Consider the following 23268-nt stretch of genomic DNA (forward strand, 5'->3'; position numbering starts at 1 on the left):
ATAATCTTCCAAAGATTTATAAAATTCAAAAATTGAAAGTAGATATTCTAGCATGATTTAAGCAAAATTATTACTTTAATTTATAGTAATTTTATTTTCAGTGACTTATTATGTTTTCTTTTTTTTGTTATTCCTTATAAAAATATCAAAAAGGCTAGACACTCAAAAAATCTAATAAAGAGAATTATAAAAATAACACAAGATTCATTTTTCTTTGCTAAAATGTTTAAATTTAACAATATTAAAAAATATTTAAGGATTTATATGATAACAATTAAAGAACTTGATGCTTTTGAGGTTTTAGATAGTCGAGGAAATCCTACAATTTGTGTAAAAGCAACACTAAGTGATGGCAATAGTGGGAATGCTATTGTGCCAAGCGGTGCAAGCACAGGAAAACGCGAAGCATTAGAGTTACGCGACAAAGATGAATCCCGATTCGTAGGGAAAGGTGTTCTCAAGGCTTGTGCTAATGTAACAGAAATCATAGCACGCGAGTTAATTGGCATTAATGCACACAGACAAACACATATTGATTCCATCTTACAACACATTGATAATACAGACAATTATGCCAAACTTGGTGCAAATGCAACTCTTGGTGTTTCCATGGCTATTGCAAGAGCAAGTGCACATTCTCTTAATATCCCATTATTTCAATATCTAGGAGGAATTAATGGTGTAAATTTACCTGCACCAATGTTAAATATTATTAATGGTGGTTCGCATGCAGATAACAATGTAGATTTCCAAGAATATATGATTATGCCACTTGGTTTTGATTGCTTTAAAAGAGCGTTAAGAGCAAGTGTTGAGATATATCATACGCTCAAAAAGATTCTGAACGAAAATAATCTTAGCACAGGAGTTGGTGATGAAGGTGGATTTGCACCAAATTTAAAGAATAATGAAGAACCAATTACTTATATCCTCAAAGCTATTGAAAAAGCGGGGTATAAACCGGGTGAAGAAATCAGCATAGCACTTGATGTAGCAAGTAGCGAATTTTATAAAGATGGAATCTATTACCTTAAAGGCGAAAATAAAAAATTAGATTCTAAAGGATTAGTAGAATACTACGAGAATCTTACCGCTAAATATCCTATTGTGTCCATTGAAGATGGGTTAAGCGAAGATGATTGGAATGGATGGGCGTATTTAACAGAACAATTGGGCAACAAGATTCAACTTGTTGGAGATGATTTATTTGTAACAAACACCAAGATTTTACAAAAGGGAATCAATAAAAAAATTGCAAATGCAATTCTCATTAAACCCAATCAAATTGGCACAGTTACACAAACCCTTGAAGCAATAAGACTTGCACATAAAAACGGATACAAAACAATCATTAGTCATAGAAGCGGAGAGAGTGAAGATACTTTTATTGCGGATTTAAGTGTTGCGGTAAATGCAGGAGAAATTAAAACTGGTGCCCCTGCACGAGGGGAAAGAAATGCAAAATATAATCGTTTGCTTGAATTGCGTCATTATAATAAATTGCTAACTTATGAAGCACAGAATCTTTTTAAAAAATAGGAATCTTTTACATATAAAAACATGAATACATAAAATTATTGCTTGAACACAACTAGTTTAGCAAAAGACTTTATTATTTCATGTGCCAAACATGGTGATTTTACATTATTGTCAGAATAAATAGTAACATTTTGTAACTATTTATATGATAAAATATGAATTATATGAATATTTTAATTTATCTTTATCAAAATAAACATAGAATCCTTATATAATTCTAAATAACTAGAAGGAAAAATAATGAATGCTTCCGCAGAAATAATGGCGATACACCCGTATTTTGGCATATTTGTTATGTTTGCTATTTCACTTATCGCTTTTAGTGCTACTTTTTGGTTACAGAGATTTATATCTCGTAAATTAGCACTCAAAAAAACTGATAAACTCAAAAATGCCCCTTATGAATGTGGTCCTATCCCTATTAAACAAGCAAATAAAATCTCTCATCAATTTTATATTATCGCTGTGCTTTTTGTGCTTTTTGATGTAGAAATTATTTTTATGATTCCATGGGCTTTGGAATATCGCAATCTTGGCTTATTGGGCTTTTTTGAAATGTTTGCTTTTATTGGCTTGTTAGTCGTTGGTTTCTTATTTGCATGGAAAAGAGGAGCATTAACATGGCAAGACATCAAGTAGAATATTTAAGTGCGCATGGTATGCCTGTGGCACTTAGCACAATAGACAAAATTCTAAACTGGGGACGCAGTAATTCTCTTTGGCCACTTACCTATGGACTTGCTTGCTGTGCAATTGAAATGATGGCAACGGGTGGGTCGCGATTTGATTTTGATAGGTTTGGTATTATTTTTCGAGCCAGCCCAAGACAAAGTGATGTAATGATTATTGCTGGAACACTAACAAAAAAACATGCGGAATTTACTCGGAGGCTTTATGATCAAATGCCTGAACCAAAGTGGGTTGTATCTATGGGGAGCTGTGCAAATACTGGTGGTATGTTTAATACTTATTCCACAGTCCAGGGTGTTGATAGGATTATCCCAGTAGATATTTATCTACCGGGTTGTGCACCAAGACCTGAAACACTACAATACGCTATGATGGTTTTACAACAAAAGATTCGATCACAAAAAGCAGTGAAAAATGTAACTACCAAACGATTGGTGTAAATTTTAGGTAAGATTCTAAGATAATTTAAAGATAGAAAGATTTTGATAGATAAGGAAGCGTAACTTTTTTGATAGTTTGATTGAAGTAAAATATTTGCAGTTTATTATATTAGCATAGTTGTGCTATTACTCTAACTAAAATATCAAACCCAATAAAAAGAGTTCCGCCCTTAATAAATAAAAATTTTGTAGTAAAATTATTATCTTTAAGTTCTAAAAAGGAAGAATATGATACGAAAAAACCAACCAAAACAAAATATACAAAAACATTCTTATCATACTGATAGATTCTATCAACCAGACACAACAAAAAGAGTCCCAACACACACAAGCGAGTTCCAAAACATAGAGAAGCACCTTATAGAAAAGGTAGAAATTCTCCAAAGCTATGTTGAGATCGAACAGGCTGTTTTCTATGTAAAAAAAGAAGCATTAAGAAAGACATTACAAATCCTAAAAGATATGCAATATAATATTATGTCTGAAATGAGTGCCATTGATAACCTTGCTATAAATAATTCTTTTGAGCTTTTTTATCAACTCATTTCACATGAGCAAAAACATAAAAATCGTCGCAGGTTGCGTGTAAAATGTATAATACAAGAAAATGAAAGTATGCCAAGTGTGTGTGATATATTCCCTTGTGCAAATTGGAGCGAACGTGAATGCTACGATATGTTTGGAATCAAGTTTGACAATCATCCTTTCCTTAAACGCATGTTGATGCCAATAGATTGGATTGGCTATCCTTTATTAAAATCATATCCACTCAAAGGCGATGAGTTTGCTGCATGGTATGAAATCGATAAGATTTTTGGTAGAGAATATCGTGAAATCGTAGGTCCAGAACAACGCGATAGTGCACGTATCGACAGAGAAGATAGTATTAACTTTTCACATATCGGTAAAGAAGTTGCAAAAGGAGAAAAACCAAGCGATTCTACACACAAAATCACTTATCAAGAAGAAAATAAACCGCCAATCTTAAAGAAGTTTCCAACAAGTAATCCAAAAATATTGGATAAACGCATATAGGATATATAATAAATTTACAATCTTAAAAAAGAGGAAATATGCCACAATATTTTAATAAGTTACAAACACAATTTGAAAATGTTTTATTTGAAGAAAATGATGATAAAATGGTGCTAAATCTTGGACCTCAACACCCAAGTGCACACGGGCAATTACGTCTTATTTTAGAGCTTGATGGTGAAGTTGTTACAAAAGCTATTGCTGATATTGGTTACTTACATCGAGGTGTTGAAAAACTTGCTGAAAATATGATTTATAATGAATTTATGCCAACAACAGACCGCACAGATTATACTGCCGCAAGTAGTAATAACCACGCATTTGCTTATGGAATTGAAACACTTTTAGGTATTGAAGTGCCACGCAGAGCAAAAGTTATTCGAACAATTCTTTTAGAGCTTAACCGCCTTACCTCTCATTTACTATTCATGGCGACACATGCCCTTGATGTTGGGGCGATGAGTGTCTTTCTATACGCATTTAAGGGACGTGAATATGTGCTTGATATGATTGAGGATTATTGTGGGGCACGTTTAACACATAATTCCATCCGTATTGGTGGAGTGCCTTTGGATATTCCTAAAAATTGGTTTGAGAATATCCAAAAATGTTTACAAGAAGTAATTCAAACAACAGATTTAATCAAAGGGTTGCTTGATAAAAATAGAATTTGGAGAATGCGTCTTGAGGGGGTTGGGACGATTACAAAGCGGCAAGCTCAAGAATATGGATTAAGTGGCATTATGTTGCGTGGTTCTGGTGTGCAATATGATATTCGTAAAGAAGAACCATATGAAATCTATAATGAAATAGACTTTAGCGTCCCTTATACAGATAGTGGAGATTGCTATGGGCGATATATTCTTTATACCGAAGAGGTTTATCAATCATGCAATATCATTTTGCAAGCAATCCAACTTTACAATGATACAGACACACAGCTTATGGCACATGCACCGCGTTATATTTCTGCACCAAAAGAGGATATTATGACACAAAACTATTCTCTTATGCAACACTTTGTACTTGTAACACAGGGTATGCGTCCACCAAAGGGAGAGGTTTATGCACCAACAGAATCTCCAAAAGGTGAATTAGGATACTTTATCAGTTCTCTTGGTAATCCCTATCCTCATAGGGTCAAGATAAAAGCACCAAGTTTTTATCATTTACAAGGTATGTGTGCAATTATGCCCGGTCATTATCTTGCCGATGTTATCACAATGATTGGAAATAGCAATATTGTACTTGGCGAAGTAGATAGATAAATGTAAAACTATGTATTTTTACACTTTATATTTGTCTATATAATGAGAACAATTAGATGGGCTTTGTGGAGCAAGATTAATGATAGAACAATCAATTTTTTAATATAAGATTCATTATCTGTACTCTAGGGACAAGTTTTCAAATTCAAGAGGTTGAGAATCTAAGCAGAAAAACTCTTGTGTCGTAAAATATTTAGAGAAAATATAGATTTTCTCTAACTAATATACTACACGACACAGATATAATCCTCCTTGTGGAGCTAATTCACGCACACAAGATTTATCTGTCAACAACATATTATTATCAATTTGACATTGTAAATCAGCTAAAGAAATCTTTGCTAAACTCACATACAAACATGCTTGAATCATCATACGCACTTGTGATCTTAAAAAACCATTTGCACTAATATGAATAATGCAACAAGGAATGTTATAAAGTTTTTTTTCCAAAAGAGTTGCTTTATAAATTTCACGCACAAAATTTTTTGTTTCAGAACCATTTTTTTTAAAGAGTGAAAAATCATGTATGCCAAGAAAAGAATCCAATGCTTGCTGAATCAATATGGGATTGCCATATTGAACTTTTGCAATATAAGGATTAAAAAATGGCAATATATCCTCCTGTGTAAAAATATAACGATAAGTGCGCACTTTTGCACTAAATCGTGCATGAAAAGAATTAGATTCTAAAAAAATTTTTCGCACTAAGACACTTGGGGAAAGTTTTTGATTCAAAAGATTCTTCATTTTCTCTAGTGGCATTTGTTGAAGAGTTAAATCTGTATGAAAATTTATAACTTGATAGGTGGCATGCACACCCTTATCTGTGCGTCCGCTTGCTATAATATGTGTATTGATTCCAATCCTTTTAAGTGCAGATTCAAAAAAATCAGCGACGCTTAATAGTTCATTTTCTTGAGAAAACATTTTTAGTTTTGTAGTATATGGTAATCCCATAGAAGTGTCATCTTGAATCTTTGTTTCTAAATATCGTATTTTTATAGAATCCTTTTTTTGCTTACTAAAACCACAAAATTTTGATCCATCATATGCAATAATACAAACAACATTCATATGCAACTTCTCAATAAAAGCGTTTAATATATTTATGATAAAAATACCAACCACATATTAACCATATTAATGGTAAAAATAAACTAAGAAATGGGTATTTCATTGAAAAAAGATACATCGTAATCAGATAAAAACTTCCGCTACCTAATACATAAAAATATGAATAGTTTTTATGGAATCTCGGATTTTTAATACCAAAAACAAGCATAAAAAAAATACTCACAAGCGGAAATAATGAAGTGCAAAATGATTGTGATAGTCTTTTGAGTTGCTTGGAATCTCCCATAAATGCACTCGACCAATACTCATAGAGATCTTGAACACTAAAGTTACTCTCGTCCAAGAAATTCCGCACAATCATTTCTTTAAACTCGGTTCTTTGTAAAAGTTCCTTATCATAAAAATATGCTTCGCCATCATATAAAATCAGCTCTAAAACACCTTGTTCATTTCTGATTATACCTTTTTTTGCAATGATAAAATTCTCTTTTATCTGATCAGTACTATCTGAATACAACACAAGTCCAAGATAAGTATTTTGATCTTGTTTGCTATCAATATAAATAAGCCAATCACCAATTTTTTGTCCAAAATCACCAGGTCTTAAATCAATATCAATTTCTTGAGTCTTATGTGCAATAAAATTTCTATAAGCATTTTTATGAGAAGGTGTCATGACGAAAGAAAACATAAGTAGTATGAAACTCACAAGAATACATAAAGGTAAAAGAATTTTAATAATATCACGAGGACTCACTCCAAGAGAGAAAAAAACCAACATTTCAGAATCATATGATAATTTACTCAGTCCCAAAATACACGCACTATAAAAAGTTAAAGCGATGACAAAAAAAGTGTTTGCTGGGATACCATAATAATATAATCGTGCCAAATCCCCTACACTTAACTTTACACCATTTGTTAATACTGCAATATTTAATAATAAAATAATTGAAGAAATAAAAAATAACACAAAAAAGAATGGAAAAAACATTTCACTTATAGATTTTAAAATATATCGTCTAAGCAGCATGAATACAACTCACAACAACCAGCCCAAACAGAAGGAATGGAATAAATGGAATCTTAATTTTCTGGGTTTGTGCGACATTTTCCTGTGTTATTTGTGTATTACGATTTTTTTGCTTTAAATAAAGCCAAAAACTATAAAAAATTGCACTGACACAAGAAATAATTAATGCTTCAAAAATAATTTCATAATGTGCCTGAAAAAAAGATTCTAAGAGAAGTGTAAAACTTGCTAAAACCCAAATATCCCCTATCCCCAAAATCTCATTGACACTAAATAGATGGAGGCAAAAATAAAAACTATATATAACACCTAAAATCATGAACGCATAACCACTAAAACCATACAAAGAATAATACAATGTGCCACTTGCAATAAAAAGCAAGAAAAGCAAAATATTTGGTACACACAAGAATCTATAATCGAGCGTGCTTAATATATGACCAAATAAACAACTTATAAGAATGAGGCAAAAAGTATAAAAAGAAGAAAAATCTGTTATAAAATGGTTTGCATCATCATCAAAAGCAATAAGATTAATAAAAAGAGATTCTGATTGCATAAGGAAACGAAACATATAGGAAGCAAAAAATACCCAAAAACATATTAAAATAAAATTGATAAGAAATGAAATTCTTTTTACTTTATGACTATGATTTTGAGTATGTGTTTGAGAAGAACTTGCAAAAGAATATTGTATCTTTTCCAAAGAAATAGAAAAAAATCGCACAAAAAGATACCATATAAAAAATGCTAATAAAATAATTATGCTATACACTGCGATATCTAACATAACAAACCTTAAGGCTCAAAAGAATAAAAATGGGGAAAAACTTTGGTATTTTAACATAAATGCAATAATATCTAAAATCAAAATGGGAGATTCTCTCAAAAATATAATGCCATTTTATTATGCACTAAATTTTTTAAAAAATATAGAAATATTGATATTTCTTCCTTTATTTTCGATAATATGGTGTGAATTTTGCTTTAATATCTAAGATTTTTTATGAAAAATTTAGAATCCCAAATAGAGTTATTTTAAATAAAACAATATTAAAAGATATTGGGAATTAGATTACATAAATCAGATTCTCAAGAGTTTCTATAAATTATAGAATCTTTTAGGACACAAATATGGTTATAAAAAAAATGTTTCAAGCAAACACTACAATACAGATGAGCATCAAATATGTTCAATGTATTGTAGTGTTTATTGTAAGCATATTTTTTTTTACTGCATGCACAAAGAAAATAGAAACTCAAGTGCCAAAGAATCTGAAAGAGCAAATTACAACAGGTAAAATAGATATTCCATTTGCTACTTCCAAAAGTGAAAGTAATGCATGGTATAAAAAACACTTTAGCACAATTTTAAAAGATTCTAAAAATGCTATACAAGCAAAACCTTATGAAAATTTTGCAAAACTTTATTTCGCTGATTTAAGCCAAATAGCTTATAAAAATAAATTTATCAATCAATCAAAATTGGCACAATCTGTAAGCTTTACTCTATTTTCTCAAGAACTTCTTAGGGAATATTTATTTATTCAAGACCAAAAGGCGATTATTGCTTCATGGAGCGATTTCAAAAGCACAATAGACTTTACTCCCAGCATTGAGAGTGCAAACTTTGTGGTAAGGGTTTCAGAAAATATAAAAGCATTTGAAAATGAAAGTTATCAGTATTATAATGAGGTTGTATTAGCAAATTCACTTGTAGAACTTACTAATAAATACAATAAACAAGCTCAAACATCTCAAAAAACACAAGAGATAACAGGGTTAAAACACTATCATATCCCTCAAGATTTAGCTTCGTTTCTCTATTATAGGATTCTATATATTAAGTATTTTGAAAAATTTCAAACAACTTTTTTGCTTGATAAGATGGTTAAGAATTACCCCACAGAAATGCTCAAAGCTACAAATAATATCTTTAATACACAAAATAATCTTAAAAATATCCAGCTTCAATACAATTTTCAACGTTTTGAACCAACCAATCCAGTATCAATCCAACAATGTAAAGCTTTAAGCAATAATTATCCCTATTCAAATCGTTGTATACAGGAGATTTTTATACCATGGCTTGATTATTTGCATGATAATCTTAGAAAAATACGACAAGATTCTCAATTAACATTACGACAACAAAATATCAACCCTTCAATAAAAAATGAAAAAAAACAAAAATCTAAGAAAAATTCAAAGAAAAAAAATAAAAAGGAATTACAAGATTCTCAAACAATAAATATATCACAGGAAAATGTAAAGCCAAATAGAGCCTTGCCAATATTCGTAGATTCCAAGCTTTGTCTGCTTCTTGAGTATGATAGAACAATTCTTTACCCACAGAATCAATCACAATCTTGCCAAAGTCTTTACTATGAATGGGAAAAATATCGCAAGACTAGAAAGATATAAGCATCTTAATGTTTTTTTAAAGAATCTTAAATGCTAATTTTATAAAACTTCTTTATTCTACGAAAGAATAAGTCATCGTCAATGACTTATTCTTAATTTGCTAAATTTATGCTCATTGTTGATAGCGTGTCATTAAGACTCTCACAAAAGAATCTTTTGTCATTGTATTATGCAAGATTAAAATTATAAAAAAGGATTAAAAATCATAGCGAAGCTGCACAAATGCCATGAGTCCATCACCCACCAATATGGAGGTATCTTGAGAAGTTGCTGTTGTTTGATACCATGAAACTTGTGGGGTGATAATAAAACGTTTTTGAATCTTAATTGGCACTTGTCCCATTACACTATAACCATGAATTGCAACATGAGAAATTTTGCTAAATGTGGTTGCCTGATAGCCTACCGCAAGAATTGCCATTACATCAGAAGAAATCTTATATCCCAATTCAATCAAAGCACCAGAACGAAAAATTTGATTATCGATTGCCAATGTATTAATTTGATTATCTAGTCTTGTGTGCGCAAATGTAAAACCACCTGTATTTACATTGGTTCGTTGTTCTCCATAAATATCCGCATTTATACCAGTATGCACAATTCCAGAAAGAAATAATTTCTTATCAAGTAAATTTGCTTTTGCACCTAAAAATACATGAAAGGCATTTCCTGCACCACTAAACCTATTTGCCGTTCCTGTATCTCCGGGTTGGATAAATTTATACGAACCGCCCACTTTCATCTCAAAAGTATCTTTTTTCAAACTATAAGCAAGAGCCAAACGAGGAATTGAGGAGTATTTCTCACGGACAAACGGTAACTCATCTTGCACAAGTGCAATTTGTGTTCCCGCAACAGAATATTCAACTTGCATAACTCGATTTGAATTACGAATTGAACCAAAACCAGTTGCTCCATTATCATTATCAAAAATGTCTGATGAAAATCCCTTACCCACGGATGGCGAATCTTTTTTTCCTACAAGGAGTGTCCCGGCTTTCCCAAAGCTATATGCACCCCAAATCTGTCTTAAACCCAACGCATCAATTTGCTCATTTCCTTTTCCAAAAAGTGATGGTTCTTGTGCTCCAAATTCAATCGTGGAAGTAAGATTCCCATATTTAACACTTATACCAAACCTTGAATTTGTTTGTAGACCAAAGATTCCCTTTACATCACCCACATAAGAATTGCTCCCCATACCAACATACGCTCGAATAGAACCATATATATCTACTTTTGTCTTTTTCTCCTCATTATTATAAACCTCTATTGCTGCGATAGGTGATAAAAATGTTGCTATCGTTACGCTACCAACAATAATTTTCTTTAACTTTCCCATTACAAAACCTTTTATTAAAATTTGCATATCGCAATGCTAATCATAATAACATTTTGTAAAATCTAATGGTATATTTTGTAAAGTTTGGGTAAAATATACTAAGATATAAAGTTTCAATATTAGATATATTATTATAAAATAATAACTATAAGTGATAATTTTTAATATAAAAGTATCTTGCAACAAATAATCCGGGTTATATTATAGAAAAAATTTTATTAACTTCAAAGAAGAGACATTCTTTATGTAAAACTTTATACAATTTTTAGAATCTCTTGGAGATTTCTAACCACAAAACATATTTCTTCTTCTGTGATAATATAAGGTGGCATAAAATAAATTGTATTCCCCAATGGACGTAGCAATAATCCCTTTTTTAAACCTTCCATAAAGACAAAAAGTCCAGCACGTTTCCGCTTTGTTCGAACAATATCAAATGCTAGAATCATACCACACTGTCTCATATTTGCAACTTTATCACTCTCTTTTAATCTTTCAAATTGTTTCAGAATAAACACACTAAGAATTTTATTTTTTGCAATAATATTTTCTTTTTCAAAAATATCAAGCACTGCATTCGCACTCGCACAAGCTAGGGCGTTTCCTGTATAGCTATGCGAATGCAAGAATGCTTTTTGTATTTGATTATATGGTGCATAAAATGCATTATAGATTTCATTTGTAGTAACAACAACAGATAAGGGCATATACCCACCACTAATACCTTTTGAGAGACATAAATAATCTGGGATAATACCACATTGTTCAAAGGCAAACATACTTCCTGTGCGTCCAAATCCAACAGCTATTTCGTCGAAAATAATTTGGATTCCGTATTCTTTACAAAGACTGCAAGATTCACGCACAAATTCGTGGTGATACATATTCATATTTCCCGCACATTGCACAAGTGGTTCTAAGATAAAAGCTATAATGTGATTCCCGTGAGTTTTAAGGATTTTTTGAAGAGATTCCAATTCGTGTGAATAATCATGGGATAGGAAAGCATTTGTATCCTTATGTGCAAAAGAGAGAGATGGCACAATAGTAGTCATGTTCTGCAATAATAAAGGCGAGTAAATTTTCTTATATAAATCTACATTACCAACACTCAATGCCCCAAAAGTCTCTCCATGATAAGAATTTGTAAGTGACAAAAAAAATTTTCGTTTTTCTCCTTTGTTGAAAAAATAATGAAAGCTCATCTTAAGTGCCACCTCAATCGCAGATGACCCATTATCGGCATAAAAACATTTTTGCAGTTCTTGAGGCAACATATCACAAAGCCTTTTGGAGAGGCGAATAATTGGCTCATGTGTGAATCCTGCCAAGATGATATGTTCAAGATTCTGTAATTGTGTAATGATTGCATTATTAATAGAATCGTTGCAATGCCCAAAGAGATTTACCCACCAGCTACTTACACAATCAATATAGCTTTTATCATCAAAATCATAAAGATATGCACCCTTAGCATATTTTATAGGGATAAGTGGGACATTTTCATGATCTTTCATTTGTGTGCATGGATGCCAAATATGTTCTAAATCAAGTTGCTTTAATGATTCCAAAATAGATTCCTTGATAAATTGATTATTATTTTTTATTCTTGTCATACTATAAAACATGACTATGGAAGAATAATACCATTTAAAAAAAATTAAATAAATATTTATACAATAATAAGAATATTTATATATAAAATGAGGTTATATAAGAATATCTAATCATAAAGATTCTTAATTCATAAGTGATATATTATAGAACAGAATCTTTTTTGCAGAGTTACTTACAGGCAGTGGAAATATAGTGATTGTGTAATGCAAACTCAACCCTTATGAGATTCTTTAATATTAATTTTAAAAAAAAGGAAATAGAATGAAATATAAAATACTTATGACTTTCTTCTTTTCATTGGTGTTACTTCTTGCTAAAGAAATATCAAGCGATGATGAATATATCATTGACACAACACACTCAAGTGTGCAATTTGGAATAAAACATCTTAGCGTTGCCGACACAATAGGAGTGTTCCAAGATTTTGAGGGACAATTATTTTTTCGTGAAAATAAAATTCTAAAACTTCGCGGAAGCGTACAAATTTCAAGTATAAATACCTTTAACCCAGCTCGTGATGAAGATTTACAAAATGATGAGTTCTTTCAAGAAAAAGTTGCGATATTAGAATCTTTTTCATTTAAAAACGATATTTTATTCACAAAGCTTACAATGAATGGAATCACAAAAGAAGTATCATTCAAAACTACAATCGCTGGTCCCTTGCGTAATCCAAGTCTTAGTATGACAACAAAAGAAAACACGCACCCATTAATACCCACAACCCCTATGCAAAATATTCTTAATAATCCACTTTTTACACAAGATTCCAATATTGATTGTGGTTGTTATATGAGCTATGGTGAAAATGTTCTGGGTATTGTGCTTGAAGGAAAAATTAATCGATTTGATTTTCATATCTCACCTAAAACACCAAAGCAATTACTTGGTGAATTTGTTGATATTAAGATTATTATAGAAGCTTCAAAATAACATAGATAAGAATAAAGATTCTCTCATATTTATCATTTTTATAAAATTAAACTTATAATTTGTTACAATATATTTTTTAGAAATTTAGAAATAGGGACAAACATGAATAAATCATACAGAAAATGTGGTAACAAAATTCTTTCCAAAATATATAATATATACTTATTAAGAGAAAAAATGCGAATTATTAAACTATCACGAATATTTTATTCTTTAAATTCGTCTGTAAAATACTTGAGATTCAGAGTTATAGCATGGTTTCTCCTCCCTATCTTTACAATTTGTAACCAAATGATATATGCTAAAGAAGTAAAAATTTTAGAATCAAGTAGTATTGCCTCGACAAAACAAGAAGCAAAAACAAATGCCCTTGAAGAACTCGCTCAAAGTATTTCTGTTGAGATAAAATCAACTCTTCATTCCAAGCAACTTCAAATTAATAATCAACTCTATGAAGAAACACTTCATGATGTTTCTTTAAATGCGCACTCTCGTTTTATTAACCCTAAAATAACTTATAAACAGATTGCTAAAGATAAGGTAGAAGCACGAGTAATTATTGATAATCCTAATGATTATAAAAATGCTATAAAAAAAATTGCAAAGGATATTGATGCACTAAGTATTGGATTGGATTCTGAAATTACACAAAGAAATATTCAAGAAAGAATCTTTCGTTTGGAAAATATCTTGCGTCTTTATAAAATTTATAATGGGTATGACGAAGTTTTGTTTACTATGAATATTTCTCGCGACGAAATTGCAAAACCAAAAAATAATTTTGAGTATTTTGCAAGTAAGCATTCAAGCATTGATCCAAATATGTTTGAGAAAAAAGTTACTCCAAAAGCAGTTACAACCAAAAAAAACTATACATATTTATCGGGATATGGGACCAATAATGCCCTTTTGACTGCAATAAGTTATAATAATATTAATGGTGTATTTTCTGCACTTAAAGATGGGGTAAATCCTAATATTATGGATGGATTTGGTAATACCCCTTTAATTTTAGCAATAGAGAATCCTGATATATTGGAGTTACTTCTTATCTATGGTGCAAATCCTGAAGAAGTTAATAATGAAGGAAATACTCCTATGTCTGTTGCTTTACAAAGAGAAAGACTCTCAAAAAATACTTGCAAAAGTATTGAGGTATTATTAAATAATGGCGCAGATCCAAATCATGTTGCACAATTTGATGGAGATTCGATCATTCCTATAATGGCTTTTTATGAGAGATATAACACACCAAAATCTTTCCAAAGTGAGTTTTGGGAAAAGCAAGGGATTTATTATTGTGACAAGGGTGAAATTCTGGAGTTGTTTTTAAAAAAAGGTGCTGATGTCAATTTACGAAATTATAAGAATATAAGCATTCTTACATTAGTAGCTGGAGATGGTGATATTGCATTAGTAAAAACTCTTTTGAATAAAGGTGCTAAAGTAATGCAAAATATTGATAGAGGGAATCTTAACACAGATGCAGGTAAAACTATCCAAGTTATGTTAAATGATGCTCCTAGGGAAGAATCACCGACAAGAAAATAAAATATCAAAGATACTATGATAAAAAATTGATGAAAATAAACTTTATGGAAGATACGGACTATAATCATATAGGTTTTAAAAATATTTGTGATAAAAGCGTTTCTATTTCAATCTAGAGTGAGAAATTTCAAATAGGATTCTATCTTTCTTAAAAATCACTAATTTGATACCTGTTTTAGAATCTTTCCTGCAAAATATCACAATATTAAAGTTTTTATATAAAAATTATTTGCATTTTAAGAATTTACTATGTTCGACCATAATACATCTATTTTCAACAACGATTATTCCCTTTCGTTCAAGGATCATTCGTGCCTCTTGATTAAATATGCCTCTTTGCATCCAAAAAACTTTGGGCAACTTTATTCCTTGTATATCATGTAAATGCAATATTTCATTGGCAGATTCTAAACATGAATCTGAATTTCTAAACATCACAATACAATCGAGAATAACATTATTACCATGTATAGCAAATAATTCGCTTAAATCACGATAAACTCTCCTATTAGCAATCATTTCCTCTCTTGGATAAATAGGGAAAACCTCAAAACCATGATGCAAAAGATAAGTGCCAACCCTATAACTATCCCTCTCTTTTTTAGGGCTAAAACCTACAAGAGCAATTATTTTGATTGAATCAAAATGAACATGTTGTTGCATAATATCTCCTTCTTAATATATGGTAATTTTATAATGTTACAACAAATCACAAAGAAATTTGATGAGTATCTTAATAAACAAAAGATGATAATACATATAATAAGCAACTTCTATAAAGGATATGAAATGAAAAGGTTATTTTGAATTTTCTTTCTTTTTATAAATTAAAAACAAATCTGGTCTAGTGTGGCATTCCTTAAAGTCCTGAACTCACCTCTTAGTCTATGATCTCTATATTGAGAATCTAAAAAAGTAAAATATCACTCTTCACGACATTTCAACTATTTTGAAAAAGATTTACAATATGGTTATGAGTAAGTGCATATTTTGTGCTATGTTTAGTAAGAGAAGCCTTACTTGTAGATCGATTCGGATAATTCATCTTGCCTCTTGAAAAATCAATTACATCTTGTATGCTTTGCACTTTTTCAGGTAAACACAAAGCACAAATCTTATAAAGCTCAAATGATGTAAGTGCATCAGCAAAAGCTCTATGACTAATACTCGTATTAATACCCAGCATTTCATTTAAAAAAGGTAAAGCATGTTTATAAGATAGAATCACTTTTCTACTTAATTCAAGTGTGCAGAGTCTTGCATTTAAAAGTGGTGGCATATCATAAGCTTGCATACTTTCTGAAATAAAACTATAATCAAAACCTACACTATGGGCAACAAATATACAATCACTAAGAAAGGCACGAAAATCAACTAAGACATCGTGTACTTTTGGTGCATCAACAAGCATTGTTGCGTTTATGCCTGTTAACATTGTGATTTCTTCTGGGACAAACGGACTATAAATAAGCGTATCAAAAGTATCTAAGATTTTACCGTTTTGAGCTATTAAAGCACCAATTTCTATAATTTGTCCATTCTGCACACTTGATGAGGTTGATTCTATATCAACAAAACATAATTTGCAATCTCTAAAATCAAGACTTCTTGTTGTTATATCAATAAGGGATAATTGAGCATTACTATCTTGCTGATTGTGTTGTGGTTTTTCTTGGATTCTACAAAATGGGGCATTATTACCAATTAAAACCTCTACAAAACAATCAATGTCAAGCTCACTATATTGTGGAAAAAAATGACACAATCGTTTATGAAATTCTCTCATCTCAAGTGGCAAACTATCACATAATTCAAAGAATTTTACATAATCATTAAGAGTCATGTTATTTGCCTACCATATTCTTTGTATTCACATTATAGATTCTATATAATGCGTCTCTCTATAAATGGTGAAAGACGCGTCAAAACTTCATAAGGGATGGTATCAAAAAGCGATGCGATATATGCAGCATCATCAATTACACAAATTTCATTAGCAGTATCATAGCATGAAAAACAATCCATAGAACTTCTTGGAAGAATCTCTTTACCATTTGGCAATAACACTTTTTTACTACCATTAACACGATACATACCATCTCCATAACCAATATCATAAGTGCTTATTGCGGTTTTTTCATGTATTATACTTTTTCCACCATACCCTATTTTTTCGGCAGGATTAAGCACTCTTGTAGAAATTTTATTTGCGTAGAGCTTGAGGATTGGTTTGAGATTCTTTGCAGATTCTATTTCAATTTCATTTGTCAAATATCCATAGAGTGCAATTCCTATACGAACCAAATCATCATCACTATATTTTGCCCTTAAAGTGCAAGAAGAACTTAAACTATGGAATCTCGGTAGCGGAAAACCTAATTGTCTTGAAAGTTGTCTCACTTTTTCTTTCAGGATATCATGTAGATCACATTCTCTTTGAAATTCATCATCGATTTCATCACCATACCCATTGTGAGAAAATACCCCGATTAATCTCATATTTTTTTGCAAAATCATTTCAATATATTGTTCTAAATCTCTTAGTTCAATACCATTGCGATTCATGCCAATATTGACTTTTAACTCTACACCCATACCACTCAAATCCCCAATGATTCGCTCCATATTAAAAATATCATTGAAACTATGAATAGTTGGATAAATATTTGTTATTTTTTTATGTGCAATACCATAAAAAAAAGTTACAGAATCAAATTTATGTGCGATTTTTATTGCTTCTTCATAATTTTTTACGAATACGGAAGTAATATTATTTTGCTGTGCAAGATTACTCATGATTTCTAATCCATGCCCATACCCATTATCCTTGAGAACTGCACCAACTTGAATGTTTTTTTGTGGATTAATCATTTTGAGATGTTCTTGAATAACACACAAATTATGTGCAAAATGTTCTTTATTAATTGTAATATAAGCCATAAATTCCCTCAAAATATAGTGAAGTGATTTGGGTAAGATATATAGAGACTATTTAAATTGCGATTCCAAAAGTAACAAGCAAAAAATACTCTAGAAGAATCTTTAATGATATCCAAACATGACTTTCAAAGATTCTATTGTGTTTGTAAATCATTAACAGAGTTAAAGGGGGATTATTTTTTATGTTCTTTTCGATATTCAAGTATCATTTGATAGACCTCATCTTTAAGCAATAACTTTTGTTTTTTAAGAACCTCTATTTCTTGATTACTTAAATGCTCTATCCCATTTTCTGCATTTTTAATCTTTTGATCAAGCTCATTATGTTCATCAAAAATTCTTTCAAAATGAGCATTGTGTTGCTTTAATTCTGTAATCTCCTCACGATATTCATGAAACATGTGTGCTCCTTATAACTAAAATCTTTCTACATTTTAAGATAAAAAAATTAATAAGACCTCAAGTAAGAAGTAAAAAATTCACATTTTTACAGATATTCCCAATAATCCTATAACATAGCATATTTGTAATAATTTTATTAAAAAATTTTTTTATGAGTAAAAAAATATTCTTTAAAACTTTAAGTGATGTAGTATTTTTATCAAAATTAAATCTAAAAAAAATCAAACATGTTATAATATTCATAGAGATATTTTTCAATAAAGCCTCTTGAATAATATGCAGATTATGTAAGATTTTTATTGTTGGTAACAATAAAATTTCATGAGGATTCTATATATTTAATATTGTTGAGAATTAATTGTAAAATCAAATCAATTTTTTATAGAATCTTTATTTACCTTAAGGATTTTTATGCCAAGCACAAAACGAACAATCAAATCTATGAATGCTCTTTTTTTGGGTATGTCATTTCTCTTTATTGGAAATTCTCTTATTGTAAGTTCTGTTGGGGTTATTTTAAAAAGTTCTGGCATGAATGAAATTGCTATTGGTGCGATTAGTTCATGTTTTTTTATTGGTGCACTTATTGCAACAATCAGTGGACACAGAATCATCTCACGCGTAGGACACATTCGCTCATTTGGAATCTTTGCTGCACTTTTTGCAATTGCCAGCCTTTTGCATAGCTTATTTGATAATCTTTACTTGTGGTCTATTTTTCGTTTATTGCTTGGATTTTGTTATTATGGCGTGCTTATGGTTATAGAATCTTGGTTGAATGAAAAAGCAAGAAATTCAGTTCGTTCGCGTGTATTAAGCTTTTATGAGGTTGTGTATTATCTTGCTTCTGGTATTGGTGTGCTTATTATTGCTTTTAATTTAGAAAAAAATAGTGTGTTTATCCTTGGTGCTTGTCTCATTATGTTCTCAACTATACCACTTTATCTTATTCGTATAAAAGAACCATTATTGCCACAAAAATCCCCAATTTCATTGCCAAAGATTTTTGATATTGCCCCTCTTGCACTTGTAACAAGTTTCATTGCCGGAATGCTTGTAAATGGCTTTTTTGCTATGGCATCAGTTTTTATTTTGAAACAAGGGTTTGATACGAAAGGTGTGTCATATTTTATTGCATGTGCCATGTGCGGTGGCTTTCTTGCTCAAAGTAGCATAGGTTCTATTTCAGATAAACTTGGACGAAAGTTTGCTATCATTCTTTGTGCGGGAGTTGCTTTTTGTGCTATGCTTAGTTTTCTTATCTTTCCATTACCGCTTTTTTTACAATGTACCTTGGCGATACCGCTTGGTGGTGGAATATTTTGTCTTTATGCTTTAGCATTAGCACGAGCAAATGATATGTTGAAAGATCGTAGCAAAAGTGTGGAATTAGGTCGTTCTGTGCTTTTTTGTTATTCTCTTGGCTCATTATTTGCACCCTTAATCCTGGGAATCTTAATGAATGAATTTGGCTTTCATGGATTTAGCTGGTTTTATCTCGCTTGTCTTGGATTTTGTTTGCTTTTTGCATTAAATAAACCCAATATTTTAAAGCGAAATTATAAGACTAAGCCCGGCAACATGGCGATACTTCATGACCACGAATGATTTATCTTTGTAAAGTTTGAATACCTCATCTTAATAATTTTACAACAAGTATTACATAGCTTGAAAAATTTGAATCTTTTTTAAGGAAGAGTTCAAATTGAGAAAGCTATATTATAATTACAAACTAGAAAAAATCTATGCAAAATCCTAAAATTATACTCTATCAAATAAATTTCAAAGGTTAAAAATGAAGAAATTACATGTCATTTCTCTTGGTTGTTCTAAGAATCTTGTAGATTCTGAAGTTATGCTAGGGAAATTGCAAGATTATGTTATCACACCAGAAATTAAGGAAGCAGATGTAATCATCATTAATACTTGTGGATTCATCGAGGCAGCAAAAAAAGAAAGTTTGGGGCATATTTTTGAAGCACTAGAACTGCGTAAAAAAGGAGCTTTGCTTGTTGCGAGTGGTTGTCTTGTCGCTCGTTATGCAAAAGAAATTAAAGATATGATTCCAGAAATTGATATTCTCACCGGTGTGAGTGATTACAATAAAATAGATTCTATGATTAGACAAAAGCAAGGTATTATACGAGAAAATGTTTTTTTAAACACAGATGATAAACGCATTATTACAGGTTCAAATATTCACGCATATCTTAAAATTAGCGAGGGTTGCAACCAGTCTTGTTCATTTTGTGCAATACCAAGTTTTAAGGGAAAATTGCAAAGTAGAAATATAGATTCTATCTTACGTGAAATTGATAATTTAGCAAAGCAAGGTTATCAAGATATAAGTTTTATTGCTCAGGATACAAGCTCTTTTCTAAAAGATAAAGGTATAGAAGGAGGGCTTTTAAAGCTCGTTAATGCCATTGAGGCACAAGGTGCAATAAAAACTGCTAGAATCCTCTATTTATATCCAAGTTCTACTGATTTTGAACTACTCGATGCCATAGCACAATCACGAATTTTTCAAAATTATTATGATATGCCAATCCAGCATATTAGTAAAAATGTCTTGAAAAATATGCAAAGGAGCTATAAAGATGTCAGAAGTCTCCTAGAATATATGAAGAAAATTCCCAATAATTTTATCAGAAGTAGTGTTATTATTGGGTATCCAACTGAAACACCAAGAGACTTTGAAGAATTGTGTGAATTTTTAGAATCTTTTCAATTTGATAGATTAAATGTTTTTGAATATTCAAAAGAAGAAGGCACAAAAGCTGGAGAACTTGAAGAATTACCAAAAAAAGAGCGAACAAAGAGAATACAAGCAATAAAGAAAATCGTAGCAAAAAATCAAAAAAAACTTTTTCAATCTATGATACATCAAAGATTTGAGTGTATTATTGAGGGAAAAAGTGAAATAAGTCCATATTTTTATAGTGCGAGAGATAAGCGGTGGGCAAAAGAAATAGATGGAGAGATCCTCATTAATGATGGTAAATTTGAAAATATTGGATATTATAATGTTGAAATCACAGAATATAAAGACAACATTTTGATAGGGAAAATTATAGAATCTTGATTATTTTCTTGAATCAATTTTTATTATTTAGAGTAAAATACTTTCTCATAAGTTATCATCTTTATTCTGTTAATTGATAGAAAGTGGTATAATAAAAGTTATGAAAATTATATTACAATATCTTTCTTTAAGAAAAACAATAAGAATAAAATCTACAACTAAATGCTATTGAGATATTTAAAGAAATACTATAAAATCATAATATTCGTTTCAATAAGGGAGAAAATGCAAAAAAACATGATACAAAAATTTAAAAAAGATTTGGATAATATCAAATCACATACCAGTAATCTAATACCTGTTACACATTCTTCTCATCATGTCGACAATATAAACAAAGTAAGTATGGTAAGTGAATTACAAACAACAAATCACGCGGAAGCTAACGCATTAAAAAATAACCATGTTTCTGATTTACCATCTGAATACCATGAGATACTTTTTAGCTTTGAGTGTGTCCCAACTTACCTTAATGAGATTCTAAGTCAAGCAATTGCTGACATAATCTTAGAACATGGCGATGGTGTAGAATTTTTACCAAAAGATATGATACAAATACAAGAGTAAAAATTTATATATTATTAATCTTATAATAAATTAATAAAACTATGATTTTACAAAATATAAAAATTCAAAGGAGAGGAATAATTGTGTATAATGTCTATAAGAGATTATCCATTATATTTTTTATATTCTCTCTCAACATTTCCATTGTATATAATGCTCCTCTTCCTTTCAGTTTTACACAAGCAAAAACTGATATTAACGCCGAAAAAGATGGGTGGGAAATAGATCTCAAACGAATCGCACTTAACTTCAGTCAATCCTCACTTACAAACCAAACACTTTATAATAATTTTTCTGATAGCAATTTAAAAGGAAATTCTCAACTCGCATTACAATTTTATTTTACAATGAATGTAAATTACTACTCTCGCCGTTTTGTTGCTTTTAATATTATCCTTGCAGAATATGGTTTTACACAAATTATGCAAACAGATAAGAGTTGGCTAACAAACAAAAATCTTGACAAGCTTTTATTTTCAACCGATTATACACAAAGAATGTGGGATTTTGATTGGGGCTTTGAAGAATTTGAAGTCGGTCCATTCATTAAAGCATCATATCAAACAGAATTCTACCCAACGCCAAGTGTTGGCAGAAGACATATTATGAATTACCTTATTGGAGGTAAGCTTTTTGATGGCAAATATTTCAAAAGTTTATATTTTGATTTCTTTGGCGAACACGATTTAAATAGTAATACGCAATTCAATGGTTTTGGCACAGAAATTGGTCTATCATTAGAATATAAGATTAATAAGAATGTTCGTTGGCTGTATGCAATGAGTTTTAAAAAATACCTTTATAATACTCAATTTTCTAGAATCTCTCCTGACTATCAGTTCTTAATTGAAACACGCATAGAAGCAAGACTATTTAAAAGCCTAAGTATTTCCCCTACTCTGCGCTATTATATACTGAAAGCAAAAGATATTGGAGTTCCAGCTTCAAGCCTTATTTTAGGAGTTTCTCTCAATTTTGGTAAGCTCGTTATGCCCGCACAAAAACCTCTTAATAAATATGAATTTTTAAACTAATAATTTACACATTTAAAAATTTTCCTCCAAAAGTATATAGATAAAAGAAACTTATTAATTTTTAAAGTAATTTTATACAATAAAACCTCTTAGCATAAGAATAAAATATATTAATTAAAGAAAGCCAAAGTATAAAGAATCTGTGCTGGTAATTTTAGGTTAGATTAAGAATTTTAAGAAAACATTAGATATGGGGTTGTTTTCATCCCTTAGCATTATAACATAAATAAAAGATAAATAATGCGAATATTCTATGATTTATCATGTAATAAGTGCCTGTTAGTTTTAATA

At 30.5% G+C, this 23268-nt stretch carries 21 protein-coding genes; 12 read left to right on the forward strand and 9 right to left on the reverse strand.

The window, feature by feature from the left end; genetic code table 11:
• Positions 1-264 precede the first annotated feature (264 nt).
• The 5 genes from eno (at position 265) to nuoD (ending at position 4972) form a co-directional block, all read left to right on the forward strand.
• A complete protein-coding gene (gene eno, locus CQA53_RS02810; RefSeq protein WP_115542505.1) occupies positions 265-1539 on the forward strand; it encodes a phosphopyruvate hydratase in 1275 nt (424 codons plus the stop codon).
• 240 nt (positions 1540-1779) lie between these two features.
• Positions 1780-2178 carry an NAD(P)H-quinone oxidoreductase subunit 3 gene (locus CQA53_RS02815; RefSeq protein WP_115542506.1) on the forward strand — a complete coding sequence of 133 codons (399 nt, stop codon included), beginning with the start codon at positions 1780-1782 and terminating at the stop codon, positions 2176-2178.
• Positions 2160-2669 (forward strand): NuoB/complex I 20 kDa subunit family protein, encoded by a 510-nt coding sequence (locus CQA53_RS02820; RefSeq protein WP_115542507.1) that lies wholly within the window; start codon positions 2160-2162, stop codon positions 2667-2669. The genes CQA53_RS02815 and CQA53_RS02820 overlap by 19 nt, the downstream gene beginning before the upstream one ends.
• A 228-nt stretch (positions 2670-2897) precedes the next feature.
• A complete protein-coding gene (locus tag CQA53_RS02825; protein WP_115542508.1) occupies positions 2898-3704 on the forward strand; it encodes an NADH-quinone oxidoreductase subunit C in 807 nt (268 codons plus the stop codon).
• Positions 3705-3742: 38 nt separating this feature from the next.
• Entirely contained in the window at positions 3743-4972 is a 1230-nt protein-coding gene (gene nuoD, locus CQA53_RS02830) for an NADH dehydrogenase (quinone) subunit D (RefSeq protein WP_115542509.1), read from the forward strand.
• A gap of 219 nt (positions 4973-5191) precedes the next feature.
• Here nuoD and CQA53_RS02835 read toward each other — a convergent pair whose 3' ends face one another.
• The 3 genes from CQA53_RS02835 to CQA53_RS02845 are packed head-to-tail and all read right to left on the reverse strand — an operon-like array spanning position 5192 to position 7872.
• Complete coding sequence (locus tag CQA53_RS02835) at positions 5192-6049, reverse strand: tRNA pseudouridine synthase A (RefSeq protein WP_147289990.1); 858 nt, start codon at positions 6047-6049, stop codon at positions 5192-5194.
• Positions 6050-6059: 10 nt separating this feature from the next.
• Positions 6060-7082: an LptF/LptG family permease gene (locus CQA53_RS02840; protein ID WP_115542511.1), complete on the reverse strand. Its 1023-nt coding sequence runs from the start codon at positions 7080-7082 to the stop codon at positions 6060-6062.
• Positions 7072-7872 carry an A24 family peptidase gene (locus tag CQA53_RS02845; RefSeq protein ID WP_115542512.1) on the reverse strand — a complete coding sequence of 267 codons (801 nt, stop codon included), beginning with the start codon at positions 7870-7872 and terminating at the stop codon, positions 7072-7074. The genes CQA53_RS02840 and CQA53_RS02845 overlap by 11 nt, the downstream gene beginning before the upstream one ends.
• 344 nt (positions 7873-8216) lie before the next feature.
• On the opposite strand from CQA53_RS02845, the gene CQA53_RS02850 reads away from it, so the two are divergent.
• The gene (locus tag CQA53_RS02850; RefSeq protein ID WP_115542513.1) at positions 8217-9506 is read left to right on the forward strand and encodes a hypothetical protein; all 1290 of its coding nucleotides are present in this window, start codon (positions 8217-8219) and stop codon (positions 9504-9506) included.
• 196 nt (positions 9507-9702) lie between these two features.
• Here CQA53_RS02850 and CQA53_RS02855 read toward each other — a convergent pair whose 3' ends face one another.
• On the reverse strand, positions 9703-10848 hold the full coding sequence (locus CQA53_RS02855) for a hypothetical protein (protein WP_115542514.1): 1146 nt from the start codon (positions 10846-10848) through the stop codon (positions 9703-9705).
• Between the two features lie 254 nt (positions 10849-11102).
• Positions 11103-12464, reverse strand: coding sequence for an adenosylmethionine--8-amino-7-oxononanoate transaminase (locus CQA53_RS02860; protein ID WP_115542515.1), 1362 nt, complete (start codon positions 12462-12464; stop codon positions 11103-11105).
• A 262-nt stretch (positions 12465-12726) separates the two neighbouring features.
• Between CQA53_RS02860 and CQA53_RS02865 the strand changes: the two genes are divergently transcribed.
• Both CQA53_RS02865 and CQA53_RS02870 read left to right on the forward strand, forming a co-directional pair.
• Positions 12727-13398 carry a YceI family protein gene (locus tag CQA53_RS02865; protein ID WP_245945601.1) on the forward strand — a complete coding sequence of 224 codons (672 nt, stop codon included), beginning with the start codon at positions 12727-12729 and terminating at the stop codon, positions 13396-13398.
• Positions 13399-13575: 177 nt separating this feature from the next.
• Positions 13576-14949, forward strand: a complete 1374-nt coding sequence (locus CQA53_RS02870; RefSeq protein WP_181882333.1) for an ankyrin repeat domain-containing protein — start codon at positions 13576-13578, stop codon at positions 14947-14949.
• 225 nt (positions 14950-15174) lie between these two features.
• On the opposite strand, the gene CQA53_RS02875 is transcribed toward CQA53_RS02870, so the two are convergent.
• The 4 genes from CQA53_RS02875 to CQA53_RS02890 all read right to left on the reverse strand — a co-directional run bounded on the left by CQA53_RS02875 (position 15175) and on the right by CQA53_RS02890 (position 18290).
• The gene (locus tag CQA53_RS02875; protein ID WP_115542517.1) at positions 15175-15612 is read right to left on the reverse strand and encodes a CoA-binding protein; all 438 of its coding nucleotides are present in this window, start codon (positions 15610-15612) and stop codon (positions 15175-15177) included.
• A 277-nt stretch (positions 15613-15889) separates the two neighbouring features.
• The gene (locus CQA53_RS02880; RefSeq protein ID WP_115542518.1) at positions 15890-16792 is read right to left on the reverse strand and encodes a 3'-5' exonuclease; all 903 of its coding nucleotides are present in this window, start codon (positions 16790-16792) and stop codon (positions 15890-15892) included.
• 41 nt (positions 16793-16833) lie between these two features.
• Positions 16834-17889: an alanine racemase gene (locus CQA53_RS02885; protein WP_115542519.1), complete on the reverse strand. Its 1056-nt coding sequence runs from the start codon at positions 17887-17889 to the stop codon at positions 16834-16836.
• 173 nt (positions 17890-18062) lie between these two features.
• Positions 18063-18290: a YdcH family protein gene (locus CQA53_RS02890; protein WP_115542520.1), complete on the reverse strand. Its 228-nt coding sequence runs from the start codon at positions 18288-18290 to the stop codon at positions 18063-18065.
• Between the two features lie 412 nt (positions 18291-18702).
• Here CQA53_RS02890 and CQA53_RS02900 point away from each other — a divergent pair, with 412 nt between their 5' ends.
• The 4 genes from CQA53_RS02900 (at position 18703) to CQA53_RS02915 (ending at position 22977) form a co-directional block, all read left to right on the forward strand.
• A complete protein-coding gene (locus tag CQA53_RS02900; protein WP_245945602.1) occupies positions 18703-19899 on the forward strand; it encodes an MFS transporter in 1197 nt (398 codons plus the stop codon).
• 187 nt (positions 19900-20086) lie between these two features.
• On the forward strand, positions 20087-21376 hold the full coding sequence (gene rimO / locus CQA53_RS02905) for a 30S ribosomal protein S12 methylthiotransferase RimO (protein ID WP_115542522.1): 1290 nt from the start codon (positions 20087-20089) through the stop codon (positions 21374-21376).
• A 225-nt stretch (positions 21377-21601) separates the two neighbouring features.
• A complete protein-coding gene (locus tag CQA53_RS02910; RefSeq protein ID WP_115542523.1) occupies positions 21602-21943 on the forward strand; it encodes a hypothetical protein in 342 nt (113 codons plus the stop codon).
• Positions 21944-22026: 83 nt separating this feature from the next.
• Positions 22027-22977 (forward strand): hypothetical protein, encoded by a 951-nt coding sequence (locus CQA53_RS02915; RefSeq protein WP_245945604.1) that lies wholly within the window; start codon positions 22027-22029, stop codon positions 22975-22977.
• Positions 22978-23268 lie beyond the last annotated feature (291 nt).

This window comes from Helicobacter didelphidarum, assembly GCF_003364195.1.
GTDB classification, from domain to species: domain Bacteria; phylum Campylobacterota; class Campylobacteria; order Campylobacterales; family Helicobacteraceae; genus Helicobacter_A; species Helicobacter_A didelphidarum.